This is a genomic window from Streptomyces sp. NPDC051963, from assembly GCF_044593495.1.
Classification (GTDB): domain Bacteria; phylum Actinomycetota; class Actinomycetes; order Streptomycetales; family Streptomycetaceae; genus Streptomyces.
In genome coordinates this window covers 90,450-104,825 of the sequence record NZ_JBIUCC010000008.1, presented here as the reverse complement: position 1 = coordinate 104,825, position 14,376 = coordinate 90,450, and the positions used below count along the sequence as shown (strand labels likewise).

The window sequence follows — 14,376 nt, the reverse complement described above, 5'->3', positions numbered from 1 at the left end:
GAGACAGTTGCATGGAAGCCGAATACCCAGAGGTAGCTGACGTATGGGAAGCACTGCGCCCGTTGTGCGCGCAGGTGATGTCGGTGCCGCCGGAGGCGGTGGTGCCGCAGGCCCGGCTGGTGGCCGACCTGGGCGCCGACAGCCTGGACATCACCGAACTCCAGGCGGCGTCGGAGGACTTGTTCGGGGTGTCCCTGCGGGGCACCGAGACGACCGGGGTGTCCACCGTGGGTGACGTCGCCGACCTCATCGTGCAGCTGCGCGCCCAGGCCGCCCACAGCCCCATCGCCGCCCGGTGACCCCCCGGCACGCCGTCGCCGTCACGGGCCTGGGCGTCCGCTGCACGGCCGGAGCGAGCCCGGCGGCGCTGTGGGAGAGCCTCCTGACGTGCCGTTCAGGGACGTCGCTGCATGCCTTCGACGACGAGGGCACCGTCGTGTACCCGGCGAGTCCGATGACCGCCTTCGACCCCTGCGGACATCTGACGCCCAAGGAGGTACGGCGGGCCGACCGGTCGGCACAGCTGGCCGTGTGCGCCGCCGCGGACGCCGTGGAGGACGCCGGAGGGCTCCATGTGCCCCCCGGCCGGCGGGCGGTGGTCACCGGCACCGGCTACGGCGGCGTGATCAGCCAGGAGAACGGCATCGGCCGGCCCGATGTGCTGTACGCGTCGCGGCTGATGCACAACGCGGGGGCGTACTGGGTGAGTGCCAAGCTCGATATCACCGGCCCCAGTCTGACGGTGTCCACCGCGTGTGCCTCCGGAACGCACGCGGTGGGTGAGGCGATGCAGATGATCCGGACGGGGGCCGCGGACGTGGTGGTGGCCGGAGGACATGAGAGTCCGCTGACTCCCACGACCGCGATGGCCTTCGGCCGGTCCGGCGCGATGGTCACCGAGTGCGCGGATCCCGCTGCCGCGTCACGGCCGTTCGACGTCGGGCGGCAGGGGTTCGTCCTCGCCGAGGGCGCGGCCTTCCTCGTACTGGAACGGCTGGACCTGGCCCGTGCGCGGGGCGCCCGGATCTACGCCACGCTGACCGGATACGGGCGTACCTCGGACGCCCACCACCTCACCGCGCCGCATCCGGACGGTGCCGGTGCCCGGGCCTGTATGGAGCAGGCGCTCGCCGACGCCGGCACGACCGCCGACGCCGTCACCCATGTCAACGCGCACGGAACCGGCACCGAGCTGAACGACCTCGCGGAAGCGCAGGCCATCGCCGCCCTGTTCGGCCCGCGCGCGGTGCCGGTGACCGCGCCCAAGGCAGTCACCGGGCATGCGCTGGGGGCGGCGGGAGCACTGGAGGCGGTGATCGCGGCCTGGTCGGTGCATGAAGGGCTCGTGCCTCCGACCGCCCATCTCACGCGGCTGGACCCGCGCTGCGAACTGGACGTGGTCACGGCTGAACCCCGCAAGATCCCGGACGGCGCGGTCATCAGCAACAGCTTTGCCTTCGGCGGCCACAACGCCTGTGTCGTGTTCGACTCACCCGACGGTTGATCACCGGAGGCGGGGCTCGGACAGCTGCACCACCAAGAACGAGAGGCTGTGGAACATGAGGCTGTCGGCCTTCGACGAAGGGCACCTCCGCAACGGGCTGCCGGGGACGATCGGCATCGCCGCGGTGTTTCCCGGAAGGCCGTTCGACCTGGCGCAGGTGCGGACCCGCGTCCGCGAACGATGGGGCGCACTGGACCGGATGAGCTGGGTCCTCCAGCCCCCCACCGGGCCGGCGGCGCTGTCGGGCCACCGGTGGACGGCCACCCGGCCGTTCGATCCCGCCGCGCACATCACCGCCACTGACCAGGACCTGGACTCCCTGCTGACGGCCGGCGTCAGTCACCCGCTGCCGCCGGAACGGCCCCTGTGGCAGCTGCTGGTGACGCCACACGCCACCCCGGCGGGCGACCACGCGATCGTGCTGCTCGCCCATCACGCCCTGCTGGACGGCAGATCACTGGAGACGCTCTTCCGGCTGCTGATGGACGACGCCGCAGCGCCCTCGGCACCCGGCCCGGCCATGACGGCGGGCCCGCGCCCGCGCATCGGCCCGGCCACCGTGCTCAGGGAGTTGCGCCGCATCGGGGTCCCCAGCCAGCCCCTGCCGTCGGCGCCCTCCGGCGACATGCGGCCGTCGGTGGCCGTGGTCGAGCTCGACCCGCAGATGATGCGCACCGCCCGCCGCCAGCCGGCCGGCGGGCGCGGAGCGACCCTCAACGAACTCCTCCTGAGCACCTACGCCGGCGCCCTGCGCGCCTGCTACGGCCCCCTGCGCTCCTGGCCGAAGGGACCGACCCCCCTCTACGCCACGGTGCCGGTCGACCTGCGGACGCGCCACAACGCACAACAGCTGGGCAACGGCGTCACCGTGCTGCGCAGTCCGCTGCCCATCGACGTCGAGTCCCCGGTGGACCGGCTACAGGCGTGCCAGGACCTGGTCGCGGCACTGCACCACCGGTGCGACGCCCACCGCGTGTTCCTTCCCGCACTCCAGGCCTCCGCACGGACCATGCCGTGGCTGGCCGAGGCGATGGCCAGGCGCCTGGCCCGCCCCGAGCTCACCACCAGCCTGTGCACCGCGTTCAAGTGGCGGGACAATCCGAGCCACTTGCACGATCGCCCCCTGTCGCGCATCGTCCCGCTGCCGCAGCTCTCTCCACCGGGCACGGCGAACCTCTGCCTCGTCCACACCGCCGACGCCTACACGCTCACCGTCGTCAGCCACGTGGGTGCCGGGGACGCCGAGCTGATCGGCGCTGCCGTGGCCCGTGACCTGAAGGCGGTCGCGGCGTCCGGCACCGCTGCCACGAGTCGTGCAGAGCCGCAGCTCATCGCCCCGCAGCACGCTGCGCCCGCTGCCACGCCCCCTCCCGCAGCAGCCGCAGACCGTTGAGCCCGACCAGCACGGTCGATCCCTCGTGCCCCAGCACACCGAGCGGCAGCGGCAGGGTCCCGGCCAGGTCCCAGGTCACCAGCGCCGCGATGAACACCCCGGCGACCACCAGGTTCTGCACCACCAACTGCCGGGCCCGCCGTGAAAGGGCGATCACCGCGGGCACCGTGGTGAGCTCGTCCCGGACGATCACCGCGTCCGCCGTCTCCAGCGCGAGATCCGAGCCGGCGCGCCCCATCGCGACGCCGGAGTGGGCGGCGGCCAGGGCGGGGGCGTCGTTGACGCCGTCGCCCACGACCATCACCCTGCGTCCGGCGGCCTCGAGTTCCCTCACCGCCTCCACCTTGCGCTGAGGGAGCAGCCCGGCGCGTACGTCGTCGATGCCGACCTCGGCGGCCAGATGCGCGGCGGCACGCGGGTTGTCGCCGGTCAGCAGGACGGGCCTGGTTCCGGTGAGGGTCGTGAGGGAGGCGATCGTGGCCGCCGCGTGCGGGCGGAGCCGGTCTGCGAGGCCCAGCACGCCCGCCGGGACGCCGTCGACCGTCACCAGGACCGCCGTACGGCCCTCGTCCTCCAGCCGGGCAACCACCGCGGACGTGTCGTCGTCGCCGTGCACCAGCCGCGCCGGTGTGCCCACGGCCACGATCCGGTCGCCGACCCCCGCGGTCACCCCGACGCCCGGAGTGGAGTCGAAGTCCTTCGTCTCCGGCAAGGCGAGACCGCGTTCGCGTGCCGCGTCCACGATCGCGCGGGCGAGGGGGTGTTCGCTGGGATGCTCGGCTGCTGCGGCCAGCGTGAGCAGGGCGGACTCGTCGAGGCCGGAGCCCGTCAGCGGCCGTACGTCGGTGACCCTCGGTGTGCCCTCGGTCAGGGTGCCCGTCTTGTCGAGGGCGACCGTGTCGACCTGTCCCAGGCGTTCCATCACGACCGCCGACTTGACCAGGACGCCGTGCCGTCCGGCGTTGGCGATCGCCGACAGCAGCGGCGGCATGGTGGCCAGGACGACCGCGCACGGCGAAGCGACGATCATGAAGGTCATCGCCCTCAGCAGCGAGCCGGTGAGCGCCGCGCCGAGGGCGAGCGGGACGAGGAAGACGGCCAGGGTGGCGGCGACCATGCCGATCGAGTAGCGCTGTTCGACCTTCTCGATGAACAACTGGGTGGGCGCCTTCGTCTCGGACGCCTCCTCCACCATCCGTACGATCCTGGCGATCACGGAGTCGGAGGCGTCCCGTTCGACCCGTACACGCAGGGCACCCGTGCCGTTCAGCGTTCCCGCGAAGACCTCGTCGCCCGGTTCCTTGGCGGCCGGCAGCGGTTCGCCGGTGATGGTCGCCTGGTCGACCTCGCTCGCTCCGTCGAGCACCCGCCCGTCGGCGCCGACGCGTTCGCCGGGTCGTACGAGGACGAGGTCGCCGACCGCCAACTCCGCCACGGCGACGGTCTGTTCGCCGCCGTCGGTGGTGAGGCGCGTCGCCGTGGCGGGGGCCAGGTCGAGCAGGCCGCGGACCGAGTCGGCGGTACGGGCGGTGGCCAGGGCCTCCAGCGCGCCCGAGGTCGCGAAGATGACGACGAGGAGAGCGCCGTCCATGACCTGGCCGATGGAGGCGGCACCGAGGGCGGCGACGATCATCAGCAGGTCGACGTCGAGCGTCTTGTCCCTGAGGGCCTTGAGGCCTTCCCAGCCCGGCTCCCAGCCGCCGGTGGCGTACGCCAGGGCGTACAGCGGGCCCCAGGTCCAGGCGGGGGCGCCGGTGAGCTGGAGCGGCAGCGCGAGCAGGAAGCAGGCCGTGGCCGCGGCGGCCCAGCGTGCCTCGGGGAGGGCGAGGAGGCGAGTGCGGCGGCGGAGGGCTTCCTGGGGGCGCGCAGACGCGGTCCGGTCGGCCGTCGGCCGGGTGACGGTGGAGGTCATGGGGCGGGCGTCCTTCACAGGGCACGAGGCATGAGACCCAAGGGCATGTGGCGCGAGGGCATGACGAGGTGGCGGTGAGCCGTGAGCCCGGCGCCGCTGTTTCCACCGTACAGGACTACATGAAGAGCCATTCATGCGTTCATGTGTCGGCCTCCGTAGGATGAAGGACATGGGCCACGGAGCTGACGCCAAGACCACCGCCACCGCGCGCGAGCGCCTCGAGGCCGTGGGCGCCGCCGATGTGGCCACGACGCTTCAGGCCCTCGCCACACCCTCGCGCCTGCGGATCCTGGCCCGCCTCCAGGAGGGCCCGTGTGCGGCGACCGAACTCGCGGACGCCGTGGGGATGGAGCAGTCGGCCTGTTCGCATCAGCTGCGGCTGCTGCGCAACCTCGGTCTGGTGACGGGTGAGCGGCGCGGCCGTTCGGTGATCTACGCGCTCTACGACAACCATGTCGCCGAACTGCTCGACCAGGCCCTCTATCACGTGGAGCATCTGCGGCTGGGGCTGCGCGACACCCCGGCGGAGCAGGTCAGGGACGGTGCCGCAGTCGTCCGCTGACGAGGGCGAGCATCGGGAAGGCCGCGATCAGCACCGCGAGGGCCGCGTAGCCGTACGTCAGCGTGGCCAGCGAGGCCACGCCCGCGACGAGCAACGGCCCGCCCGCGTCGCCGAGTTCGCGGCCCAGTTCGGCGGAGCCCATGGTCTGGCCGAGCCGTTCCGGGGGCGTCGAGGCGGCCAGGGCGGCGAAGCCGAGCGGGGTGATCAGGCCGGTGCCCACTCCGATCAGGGCCGCGGCGGCGAGCACTCCGGTGAGCCCCGGGAGCATCGCGCACGCCAGTCCGGCCGCCGTGGTCAGCAACCCTGCGATGAGGCCGGCGCGCACGGTGAGGCGGCCTTCGTCCAGTGCGCGCCCGGCCCTCGGCTGGACGGCCGCCGCGCAGGCCGCCAGCACCGACACGGCCGCGCCGGTGGCGACGGTGCCGAGTCCGGCGACCGAGCCGGAGACCGGCAGGAAGCCGACGCCGACGGAGAGGGCGGCGGTGGCGGCGGCCAGTGCGGCGGTCGGCCCCAGGAAGACGGGGTCGGCGAGGCGCCGGGCCAGGTCGAGCACGGTCTGGCGGGACTTGGGCAGCGGGGGGACGTGCGGGACGGCCACGGCCGCCCAGAGCGCGACCGCGGCGCCGAGTGCGGCCAGGACGGCGAAGAGCAGCGGCAGGCCGCCGGCCCACACCAGGACGCCGCCCAGCAGCGGGCCGAGGGTGTAGCCGATGGACTTGTGGAAGCCGTAACTGCCGAAGGCCCGCCCGTGCTTGGCCGCCGGGTTCAGCCGGGCGACGAGCGCGGACGCGGAGGGCGAGAAGGCGGAGGCGGCGGCCCCCTGACCGAGCCGGGCGGCCCAGAGCCAGCCGGGGCTGTCCACGACGACGTACGCGGCGGAGGCGAGCGCGAAGGCGACCAGCCCGCCCAGGAGCACCGGCCGGGCCCCGATCCGGTCGGCGAGCGTCCCGAACAGGGGCTTGAGCACGACCTCCGCACCGTCGTACAGGGCGAGCAGTCCGCCGAGGACGAGCAGCGAGGTCACCGCGTCCTCGGAGTGCCCACCGAGGTTGGCGGCGATGCCGTGCGCCCCGAAGGCGGTGGTGAATCCGGCGGCGTAGAGGGGCCACATCTGGCGGCCGGGGGCGGTCTGGAGGGTGGGTGCGGTGCTCATACGTCCGTCCCTTCGCCGTCGGCAGCGCGCAGGGGGCGTATCCGTGACCGGCTCATACGCCCACCCTCTCGCCGCCGGCAGCGCGCAGCGGGCGTATCCGTGGCCGGCTCATCCGTCCGTTCCCTCCTCGGGCGAGCGGTGCAGGGCCGCGAACACGCGCTCGGCGTAGTCCTCGCAGGCTGCCGTGCAGGCCCTCAGTCGCTCGCCCGCCTCGGCCGCCTCGGGCGCGCCGAACACATCGCGGGCCGTCAGATCCCGGTGCCAGCGCCGCAGCCGCTCCAGGGACTGTTCCTCCTCCTCCAACTCGGCCAGCGTGAACTTGGCGATGCGGATCTCCTTGGCCAGCTCATCCTCGAACTTGCCGCAGTCGGCGAGGAATTCGGCCCAGTCGGCGGAGCGGGCGGTGTTGAAGAGGGCGCGCAGCCGCTGCCCGTCCTGCGCCCCGCGTCCGGTCGCGGCCAGCGCGACGGCCTCGCCCGCGGCACGCTCGGTGAGTTCCAGCGCCCGGGCGGTCCCGGCGGCGAAGACCGGCAGGTCCGGTACGGCCCAGACGCCCGGCCCGAGCGAGAGCGCCCCGATCTTGCGCAGCTCGCGCCAGACGGCCACCCGGTGCCGGGAGGGCTCGGCGGCGATCCTGAGCACGAGGACGAGCCAGCGTCCATCATTGGTCACACCGGCGAATGTAGCACCGGTTACATATCAGGATCCCACGCTCGAAAATTTCGTCGAAGTTCACATCGACCCGGGTACTGACAGACCAGGTGAACGCCAGGTACCGTCCTGACCCAGTTCACCTGTGTGGACTACACCACAACGGCGTCAAGCCGCCGTGGCACACCACCTTCCTACAACGGATCGTCCGGCACGTTCCTGCCGGTAGAAGGGGGCCCTTCACCATGGCCACTGTTTCGTTCGACAAGGCGACCCGGATCTACCCGGGCACCGAGAAGCCCGCCGTCGATGGTCTGGAGATCGAGGTCGGGGACGGCGAGTTCCTCGTCCTCGTCGGTCCGTCCGGCTGCGGCAAGTCCACCTCGCTCCGCATGCTCGCGGGGCTCGAGGACGTCAACTCCGGCGCCATCCGCATCGGCGACCGCGACGTCACGCACCTGCCGCCGAAGGACCGGGACATCGCCATGGTGTTCCAGAACTACGCGCTCTACCCGCACATGACGGTCGCCGACAACATGGGTTTCGCGCTCAAGATCGCCGGTGTGCCGAAGGCGGAGATCCGCCAGAAGGTCGAGGACGCGGCGAAGATCCTCGACCTCACCGACTACCTGGCCCGCAAGCCGAAGGCGCTCTCCGGCGGTCAGCGCCAGCGTGTCGCCATGGGTCGCGCCATCGTGCGTGAGCCCCAGGTGTTCCTCATGGACGAGCCGCTGTCGAACCTCGACGCCAAGCTCCGCGTCTCGACCCGTACGCAGATCGCGTCGCTCCAGCGCCGCCTCGGCATCACCACCGTCTACGTCACCCACGACCAGGTCGAGGCCATGACGATGGGCGACCGGGTCGCCGTACTCAAGGACGGTCTGCTCCAGCAGGTCGACTCGCCGCGCAACATGTACGACCGCCCGGCCAACCTCTTCGTCGCCGGCTTCATCGGCTCCCCCGCCATGAACCTGGTCGAGGTCCCGATCACCGACGGCGGTGTGAAGTTCGGCAACAGCGTGGTGCCCGTCAACCGCGAGGCACTCACCGCCGCCGCCGACAAGGGTGACACCACCGTGACCGTCGGCGTCCGTCCCGAGCACTTCGACATCGTCGAGCAGAACGGCGGTGCCGCGAGCTCCCTGTCGAAGGAGAGCGAGGACGCTCCGGCCGGCCTCGCCGTCTCCGTCAACGTCGTGGAAGAGCTCGGCGCCGACGGGTACGTCTACGGCAGCGCCAAGGTGGGCGACGAGCTGAAGGACCTGGTCGTCCGCGTGAGCGGCCGTGCGGTGCCCGAGAAGGGCGCCACGCTGCACGTCGTGCCGCGGCCGGGCGAGACCCACGTGTTCTCGACCTCCACGGGCGAGCGACTCTCCGACTGAGAACAGGCAGTACAACCCCGGGTAATTCACCCAGGTTGACGAATCGGGCCCCGCAGAGCGCTGCGGGGCTCTTTTCGTTGTCGACAAATACCCCGGCAGAGACGGTCATTTCGAGCAGCGTGCGTCAACGCGTTACCCAATCCGAGCCACCTCTCTATCCCCCGAACCGGTGACTGAATGTCGCCAAATCATCACCGGACGCTACCCTCACTCGCGTGAAGCACTCCACTACCCAACAGACGCGACGCGGCCGGGGCCCCGCCCGCCGGATCGGCCGCTCCCTCGCCCTCGTCCTGCCCGTCGTCCTGGTGCTCTCCGGGACCCTCGCGGTCACCCGAGTCAACTGGTCGGGGAACTCCTCGAACTCGGTGCTCACCGCGTCCTCCGAAGACCTGGCCGCGCCCGTCAAGAAGCGCGCACCCCAGGAGGTGCTGCGCGACCAACTCCTGACCGAACTCCAGGAGAAGGACCCCGGCATCGCGCTCACCCACCTCCAGCAGGCGGTCAACGAGCGCCCGTCGCTCGCCCGGCACTGTGCCTCCCTCGCCCGCGACCTCGGCCGCGCCGCGGTCCGTGTCTACGGCGCGAACCGGGCCCAGTCCTTCTCCCGACCGGTCTGCGACACCTCGTTCGCCTCGGGGGTCGCGGGCGCGCACAGCTGAGCGACAGTGGTTGCCGCCCCGAAGCGGCCGGTGGGACGCGACGTACAGTTCGGTCATGACCGATCCGAACGTCGCGTCCCGCCCCGTTCAGGCCGTCGTCCTGGCCGGCGGCCAGGGCTCCCGGCTGCGCCCGTACACCGACGACCGGCCCAAGCCGATGGTCGAGATCCCCGGTACGGGGACGCCGATCATCGGCCATCAGCTCGTCTGGCTCGCCGATGAGGGCGTCACGGACGTCGTCATCAGCTGCGGCCACCTCGCCGACGTCCTGAAGAAGTGGCTGGAATCGGCCGACCTCCCCGTCCGCGTCACGACCGTCGTCGAGACCGAGCCGCTCGGCCGCGGCGGCGGTCTCAAGTACGCGGCCGCGCACCTCCCCCACCCGGACCGGCACTGGTACGCCACCAACGGCGACATCTGGACCCGGTTCTCGCTGCGCGACATGGCCGACTTCCACGCCGAGCGCGACGCCATAGCGACCCTTGCGCTGGCCCGTCCGCGGATCCCGTGGGGCGCCGTGCAGACGGACGGCTTCGGACACATCACGGACTTCATCGAGGCACCGCCGTCGACGTTCGAGATCAACGCGGGTGTGTACGTCTTCTCGCCCGAGTTCGCCGAGATGCTTCCGGAGCGGGGGGATCATGAGCGGACGACGTTTCCGCGGTTGGCGCGGGAGCGGCGGCTGGCGGGGTTCCCTCTTCCGCAGGGGGCGTATTGGCGTGCCATCGATACGGCGAAGGACCTGACGGAGGCTGCGAAGGAGCTGCGCTCGCTGCGGGGTGGGGGCGCGTAGGTTGATCGTTCGACTGCGGGTCGATGGGGGCTGAGCGCGCAGTTCCCCGCGCCCCTATGGGGCGCGGGGAACCCGCATCTCGAAAGGTTCAGCCCGTGAGCTAGCCCAACAGGCCGCCCACCAAGCCCGGTTCGTCGTCCGAGGGGGAGCCTCCCGTGCCGCCGCCCGGGGAGCCGGTGGTGCCGCCGGAGGTCGGGCCCGTGCTGGTGCTGGGGGCCTCGTCAGCCGGGGAGGACTGCTGGGGTGGGGCCTGGCCCGCGGTGCCCTGGGTCTGGCTGGGGGCGCCGGGGGCGGTGCCGGCGTTGCGGGAGGCGCCGGGGGTGGTCGCGGCGCCGGAGGGGCTTCTCGTGCCCGATGTGGCGCCCTGGGTGGGTGCGTTGGAGGCGCTCGGGGTGCGTTCCTGGGCGCTTCTGCCGGGCTTCTGCGGGAGCGGGGAGCCCGGCAGTTCGTTGCGCGGCGCCTCGCCGGGGCCGGGTACGACCACGCGGTCGGCGTCGCGGACGGCGCCGCCGAGCAGGGAGCCGACGAGCAGGGTGAGCCCGGTGACGACGGCGGTGATGAGGGCGCCGCGACGCAGGACGTAGCTGCGCAGCTCCCAGATGTCGGCACGGGGGCCGAGACGACGCCAGGCGCTGCCGCCCAGGCGGCCGTCGATGGAGTAGACGGGGGCGCCGGCGATGATCAGCGGGGACCAGGCGGCGAGGTAGATGATGTCGGGGGCGTCGTAGGCCGGGACGCTCTTCCAGCTGACGGTGACGAGCAGCGCCGCCGACAGCAGTGCACCGACGACGGCGGCGACCCGCTGCCAGCAGCCCAGGACCGTGAGGACACCCACGATGACCTGGAAGAAGGCGATGACGAGGCCGGCCCCGACAGGGTGCTCCAGCGCGAACTGGCGCAGCGGCTCGGCAACGTCCCACGGGTGCAGGGTGTTGAGCCACTTGGTCATGGAGCCGCGTTTGCCGCCGTCGAAGTAGACGGGGTCGCAGAGCTTGCCCATGCCGGCGTAGATGGAGATGAAGCCGAGGAAGATGCGCAGCGGGAGCAGGACGACGCCGAGGTTCATCCGGCGGCCGGGGTAATAGGCGTGCCGGGCCGGGTCGTCGCCGTAGCGCCTGCCCGGTGTGTCGGAGTCGGCGTCGTCCTCGTAGCCGTAGTCCTCGTCGAACTGCTCGCCTGCATAGGCGGGTTCGTCGTAGGCGCTGCCGGCCGAGCGCATCTGCGGCAGGAGCCGGGTCTCGCCGGAGTCGGGGCCGCGCTGGGCGCCGACGAGCGGCGCTTCGCGGGTCTGCGCCGTGAGGTCGTCGTATCCGCCGTAGCCGCCCTCGTCGATGCGCGGGAGGACCTGGGTGGCTCCGGCGTCGGTGGCCGGCTCCTCGCCGTGCCGGACGCTGCCGCCGCGCACCGCCTGGAGCAGCCGGTGGGCGCCGGTGTCGTCCGGATCGGACTTCCCGCTCCAGACGACGGGGGCGCGGCGGCGGGTGCCGGGGGCGGAGGCGGCGGCCGGGATACGGGCGGAGTCCTCCGTGGCGCGCATGTGCCGTGCGACCCGCGGCGACTGGGTCCGCCGGGTCGAGGCGCCCAACTGCACGCGGAAGCTCAGATGATTGACGATGATCTGCGCCGGATCGCTCGGCACCTTCACCATGCTCAGCGCGGGAGCGTCGTCGTATCCCGACGAGCGGTCCCCCGTGGGTGTGCGGGGTGTTCTGGTGTCCACACTCAACTAACCGAGTGACATGGAGTTAGGACACTGCTTTGACTCGCCGGAAGTGTCCGGACCCCGTCAAGGTTGCCCTGGACGCCAGGAATGCCCCGCACGGGCGAGCCCGCGCACGCGTGTTCGCCCGTGCTGCCGTCAGGCGCGTCGCCGGGCCGCTTCGTACAGCACGATCCCCGCCGCCACACCGGCGTTGAGCGACTCGGCGCCGCCCGGCATCGGAATCCGTACGCGGTGGTCGCAGGTTTCCCCCACGAGCCGGGACAGGCCCTTGCCCTCGCTGCCGACCACGATGACGACCGGGCCGCCCAGGGCCTCCAGGTCGCCGAGTTCGACCTCGCCGTCGGCGGCGAGGCCGACGACGGTGATGCCCGCCTTCTTGTACGACTCCAGGGCGCGGGTGAGGTTCGTGGCGCGGGCGACCGGGGTGCGGGCGGCGGTGCCCGCGGACGTCTTCCAGGCTCCGGCCGTCATGCCGGCCGCGCGGCGCTCCGGTACGACGACGCCGTGGCCGCCGAAGGCGGAGACGGAGCGGACGACGGCACCGAGGTTGCGCGGGTCGGTCACACCGTCCAGGGCGACGATGAGCGGGTCCTCGCCGGCGTCGGCCGCGTCGGCGGCGAGGTCCTCGGGGTGGGCGTACTCGTAGGGCGGGACCTGGAGGACGAGGCCCTGGTGGTTCAGGCCGTTCGTCATCCGGTCCAGCTCGGGGCGCGGCGCCTCCATGAGGTTGATGCCGCCGCGCTCGGCCGCGAGCTGGAGTGCCTCGCGGACCCGCTCGTCGTTGTCGATGAACTGCTGGACGTACAGCGTGGTCGCGGGCACGCCCTCGCGCAGTGCCTCGAAGACGGGGTTGCGCCCGACGACCAGCTCCGACGTCGACCTGCCGCCACGGCCCCGGGCCGTGGGACGCCGTACCGCCTGCTTCGCCTTGGCATTGGCGACACGGTTCTTCTTGTGTCCCTTGCGCATCTCGGCGGGCGGGGTCGGGCCCTTGCCCTCCAGGCCCTTGCGCCGCTGGCCGCCACTGCCGACCTGCGCGCCCTTCTTGCCGGACATGCGGCGGTTGTTAGCGGCCATGACCTACCTGTCTGTGTGGTGCGGGTGAATTTACGTACGTCAGTAGCAAGTGTGCCGCCCGGACGGCCGGGCGGCACAATCGATCAAGAAAGGCTCAGCGCGGACCGAGCGTCCAGCGCGGACCCTGCGGACCGTCCTCGATGACGAGTCCCGACTGGTTGAGCCGGTCGCGGATCGCGTCGGCGGTGGCCCAGTCCTTGCGGGTGCGGGCCGCCTCACGCTGGTCGAGGACCAGACGTACGAGGCTGTCGACGACGCCGTGGAGATCCTCGCCCCGGTTGCCCTCACCGGCCCAGTGCGGGTCGAGCGGGTCCAGGCCGAGGACGCCGAGCATGGCACGGACCTCGGCGAGGCGGGCCACGGCGGCTTCCTTGTCGTCGGCCGCGAGCGCCGAGTTGCCCTGCCGGACGGTGGTGTGCACGACGGCGAGCGCCTGCGGGACGCCCAGGTCGTCGTCCATCGCCTCGGCGAAGGCGAGCGGTACCTCGGGGGCGGGGGCGACGGCTTCCCCGGCCAGCTCGACGACGCGCTGCACGAAGCCCTCGATCCGCGCGAACGCCGACTCGGCCTCGCGCAGCGCCTCCTCGCTGTACTCGATCATCGAGCGGTAGTGCGGGGTGCCGAGGTAGTAGCGCAGGACGATGGGGCGCCAGTGCTTGACCATCTCGGAGACCAGCACCGAGTTGCCGAGCGACTTGGACATCTTCTCGCCGCTCATGGTGACCCAGGCGTTGTGCACCCAGTACTGGGCGAAGTCGTCGCCGTAGGCCTTGGCCTGGGCGATCTCGTTCTCGTGGTGGGGGAAGATCAGGTCGAGTCCGCCGCCGTGGATGTCGAAGGCCGGACCCAGGTACTTGTGGGCCATCGCCGAGCACTCCAGGTGCCAGCCGGGGCGGCCGCGTCCCCAGGGCGTCTCCCAGGTCGGCTCGCCGGGCTTGGCGGCCTTCCACATGGCGAAGTCACGCGGGTCCCGCTTGCCGGTCTCGCCCTCGCCGGAGGGCTGGAGCAGGTTGTCCAGCTCCTGGTTCGACAGCTGGAGGTACTGCGGGAAGGACCGCACGTCGAAGTAGACGTTGCCGTCGGCCTCGTAGGCGTGACCGCGCTCGATCAGCCCGCGCATCATCTCGACCATCTCGGTGATGTGGCCGGTGGCACGCGGTTCGTACGTCGGCGGCAGGCAACCGAGCGCGTGGTAGCCGTCGTTGAACGCCCGCTCGTTCTCGTAGCCGATCGACCACCAGGGTCGGCCCTGGTCGGCGGCCTTGGTGATGATCTTGTCGTCGATGTCCGTGACGTTCCTGATGAAGGTCACGTCATAGCCGCGGTACTCAAACCACCGGCGCAGGATGTCGAAGTTGAGCCCGGAGCGGATGTGCCCGATGTGCGGTGCGGCCTGCACGGTGGCGCCACACAGGTAGATCGAGACACAACCCGGCGTGAGCGGGATGAAGTCACGGATCTGCCGGGCGCTGGTGTCGTACAGGCGAATGGTCACGGGTCCAAGGGTAGTGGGCGGACAGGAATGCCCTGCGACGTTCTGGTCACAAATGCGGGTGGGGCG

General features: G+C 71.9%; 13 protein-coding genes. 7 read left to right on the top strand and 6 right to left on the bottom strand.

Features of this window, described 5'->3' with window-relative positions; all coding sequences use genetic code 11:
* The first annotated feature begins 11 nt into the window (after nt 1–11).
* The 3 genes from ACIHFB_RS31850 to ACIHFB_RS31840 are packed head-to-tail and all read left to right on the top strand — an operon-like array spanning nt 12 to nt 2,897.
* Nucleotides 12–299: an acyl carrier protein gene (locus ACIHFB_RS31850; RefSeq protein WP_365275443.1), complete on the top strand. Its 288-nt coding sequence runs from the start codon at nt 12–14 to the stop codon at nt 297–299.
* Nucleotides 296–1,504 carry a beta-ketoacyl-[acyl-carrier-protein] synthase family protein gene (locus ACIHFB_RS31845; protein ID WP_365275441.1) on the top strand — a complete coding sequence of 403 codons (1,209 nt, stop codon included), beginning with the start codon at nt 296–298 and terminating at the stop codon, nt 1,502–1,504. The genes ACIHFB_RS31850 and ACIHFB_RS31845 overlap by 4 nt, the downstream gene beginning before the upstream one ends.
* A gap of 55 nt (nt 1,505–1,559) precedes the next feature.
* A complete protein-coding gene (locus ACIHFB_RS31840) occupies nt 1,560–2,897 on the top strand; it encodes a wax ester/triacylglycerol synthase domain-containing protein (protein ID WP_365275438.1) in 1,338 nt (445 codons plus the stop codon).
* Here the strand turns inward: ACIHFB_RS31840 and ACIHFB_RS31835 are convergent.
* Nucleotides 2,833–4,809 carry a heavy metal translocating P-type ATPase gene (locus ACIHFB_RS31835; protein WP_365275435.1) on the bottom strand — a complete coding sequence of 659 codons (1,977 nt, stop codon included), beginning with the start codon at nt 4,807–4,809 and terminating at the stop codon, nt 2,833–2,835. The two genes, ACIHFB_RS31840 and ACIHFB_RS31835, sit on opposite strands and share 65 nt — an antisense overlap.
* Before the next feature lie 169 nt (nt 4,810–4,978).
* Between ACIHFB_RS31835 and ACIHFB_RS31830 the strand changes: the two genes are divergently transcribed.
* Complete coding sequence (locus ACIHFB_RS31830; RefSeq protein ID WP_365275432.1) at nt 4,979–5,371, top strand: metalloregulator ArsR/SmtB family transcription factor; 393 nt, start codon at nt 4,979–4,981, stop codon at nt 5,369–5,371.
* Here ACIHFB_RS31830 and ACIHFB_RS31825 read toward each other — a convergent pair.
* Entirely contained in the window at nt 5,343–6,524 is a 1,182-nt protein-coding gene (locus ACIHFB_RS31825; protein ID WP_365275429.1) for an MFS transporter, read from the bottom strand. The two genes, ACIHFB_RS31830 and ACIHFB_RS31825, sit on opposite strands and share 29 nt — an antisense overlap.
* Nucleotides 6,525–6,632: 108 nt before the next feature.
* Entirely contained in the window at nt 6,633–7,196 is a 564-nt protein-coding gene (locus ACIHFB_RS31820) for a Chromate resistance protein ChrB (protein WP_400128767.1), read from the bottom strand.
* Between the two features lie 224 nt (nt 7,197–7,420).
* Here ACIHFB_RS31820 and ACIHFB_RS31815 point away from each other — a divergent pair, with 224 nt between their 5' ends.
* The 3 genes from ACIHFB_RS31815 to ACIHFB_RS31805 all read left to right on the top strand — a co-directional run bounded on the left by ACIHFB_RS31815 (nt 7,421) and on the right by ACIHFB_RS31805 (nt 10,015).
* Nucleotides 7,421–8,557, top strand: coding sequence for a sn-glycerol-3-phosphate ABC transporter ATP-binding protein UgpC (locus tag ACIHFB_RS31815; protein WP_365275423.1), 1,137 nt, complete (start codon nt 7,421–7,423; stop codon nt 8,555–8,557).
* A gap of 215 nt (nt 8,558–8,772) precedes the next feature.
* Nucleotides 8,773–9,219, top strand: coding sequence for a hypothetical protein (locus ACIHFB_RS31810; protein ID WP_365275420.1), 447 nt, complete (start codon nt 8,773–8,775; stop codon nt 9,217–9,219).
* 55 nt (nt 9,220–9,274) lie between these two features.
* Complete coding sequence (locus ACIHFB_RS31805) at nt 9,275–10,015, top strand: NDP-sugar synthase (RefSeq protein ID WP_400128766.1); 741 nt, start codon at nt 9,275–9,277, stop codon at nt 10,013–10,015.
* A gap of 100 nt (nt 10,016–10,115) precedes the next feature.
* Here ACIHFB_RS31805 and ACIHFB_RS31800 read toward each other — a convergent pair whose 3' ends face one another.
* From ACIHFB_RS31800 to cysS, 3 genes are all read right to left on the bottom strand, one after another.
* On the bottom strand, nt 10,116–11,735 hold the full coding sequence (locus ACIHFB_RS31800) for a DoxX family membrane protein (protein WP_365276755.1): 1,620 nt from the start codon (nt 11,733–11,735) through the stop codon (nt 10,116–10,118).
* 138 nt (nt 11,736–11,873) lie between these two features.
* Nucleotides 11,874–12,815 carry a 23S rRNA (guanosine(2251)-2'-O)-methyltransferase RlmB gene (gene rlmB / locus ACIHFB_RS31795; RefSeq protein ID WP_365275414.1) on the bottom strand — a complete coding sequence of 314 codons (942 nt, stop codon included), beginning with the start codon at nt 12,813–12,815 and terminating at the stop codon, nt 11,874–11,876.
* A gap of 94 nt (nt 12,816–12,909) precedes the next feature.
* The gene (gene cysS, locus ACIHFB_RS31790) at nt 12,910–14,310 is read right to left on the bottom strand and encodes a cysteine--tRNA ligase (RefSeq protein WP_365275411.1); all 1,401 of its coding nucleotides are present in this window, start codon (nt 14,308–14,310) and stop codon (nt 12,910–12,912) included.
* Between the last annotated feature and the right edge of the window lie 66 nt (nt 14,311–14,376).

Excerpts from the sequence above, each read along its gene's own strand:
- ACIHFB_RS31825 (WP_365275429.1), bottom strand. The coding sequence starts at position 6,524 with ATGAGCACCGCACCCACCCTCCAGACCGCCCCCGGCCGCCAGATGTGG.
- ACIHFB_RS31840 (WP_365275438.1), top strand. The coding sequence starts at position 1,560 with ATGAGGCTGTCGGCCTTCGACGAAGGGCACCTCCGCAACGGGCTGCCG.
- rlmB (WP_365275414.1), bottom strand. The coding sequence starts at position 12,815 with ATGGCCGCTAACAACCGCCGCATGTCCGGCAAGAAGGGCGCGCAGGTC.
- ACIHFB_RS31815 (WP_365275423.1), top strand. The coding sequence starts at position 7,421 with ATGGCCACTGTTTCGTTCGACAAGGCGACCCGGATCTACCCGGGCACC.
- ACIHFB_RS31850 (WP_365275443.1), top strand. The coding sequence starts at position 12 with ATGGAAGCCGAATACCCAGAGGTAGCTGACGTATGGGAAGCACTGCGC.
- ACIHFB_RS31835 (WP_365275435.1), bottom strand. The coding sequence starts at position 4,809 with ATGACCTCCACCGTCACCCGGCCGACGGCCGACCGGACCGCGTCTGCG.
- ACIHFB_RS31830 (WP_365275432.1), top strand. The coding sequence starts at position 4,979 with ATGGGCCACGGAGCTGACGCCAAGACCACCGCCACCGCGCGCGAGCGC.
- ACIHFB_RS31805 (WP_400128766.1), top strand. The coding sequence starts at position 9,275 with ATGACCGATCCGAACGTCGCGTCCCGCCCCGTTCAGGCCGTCGTCCTG.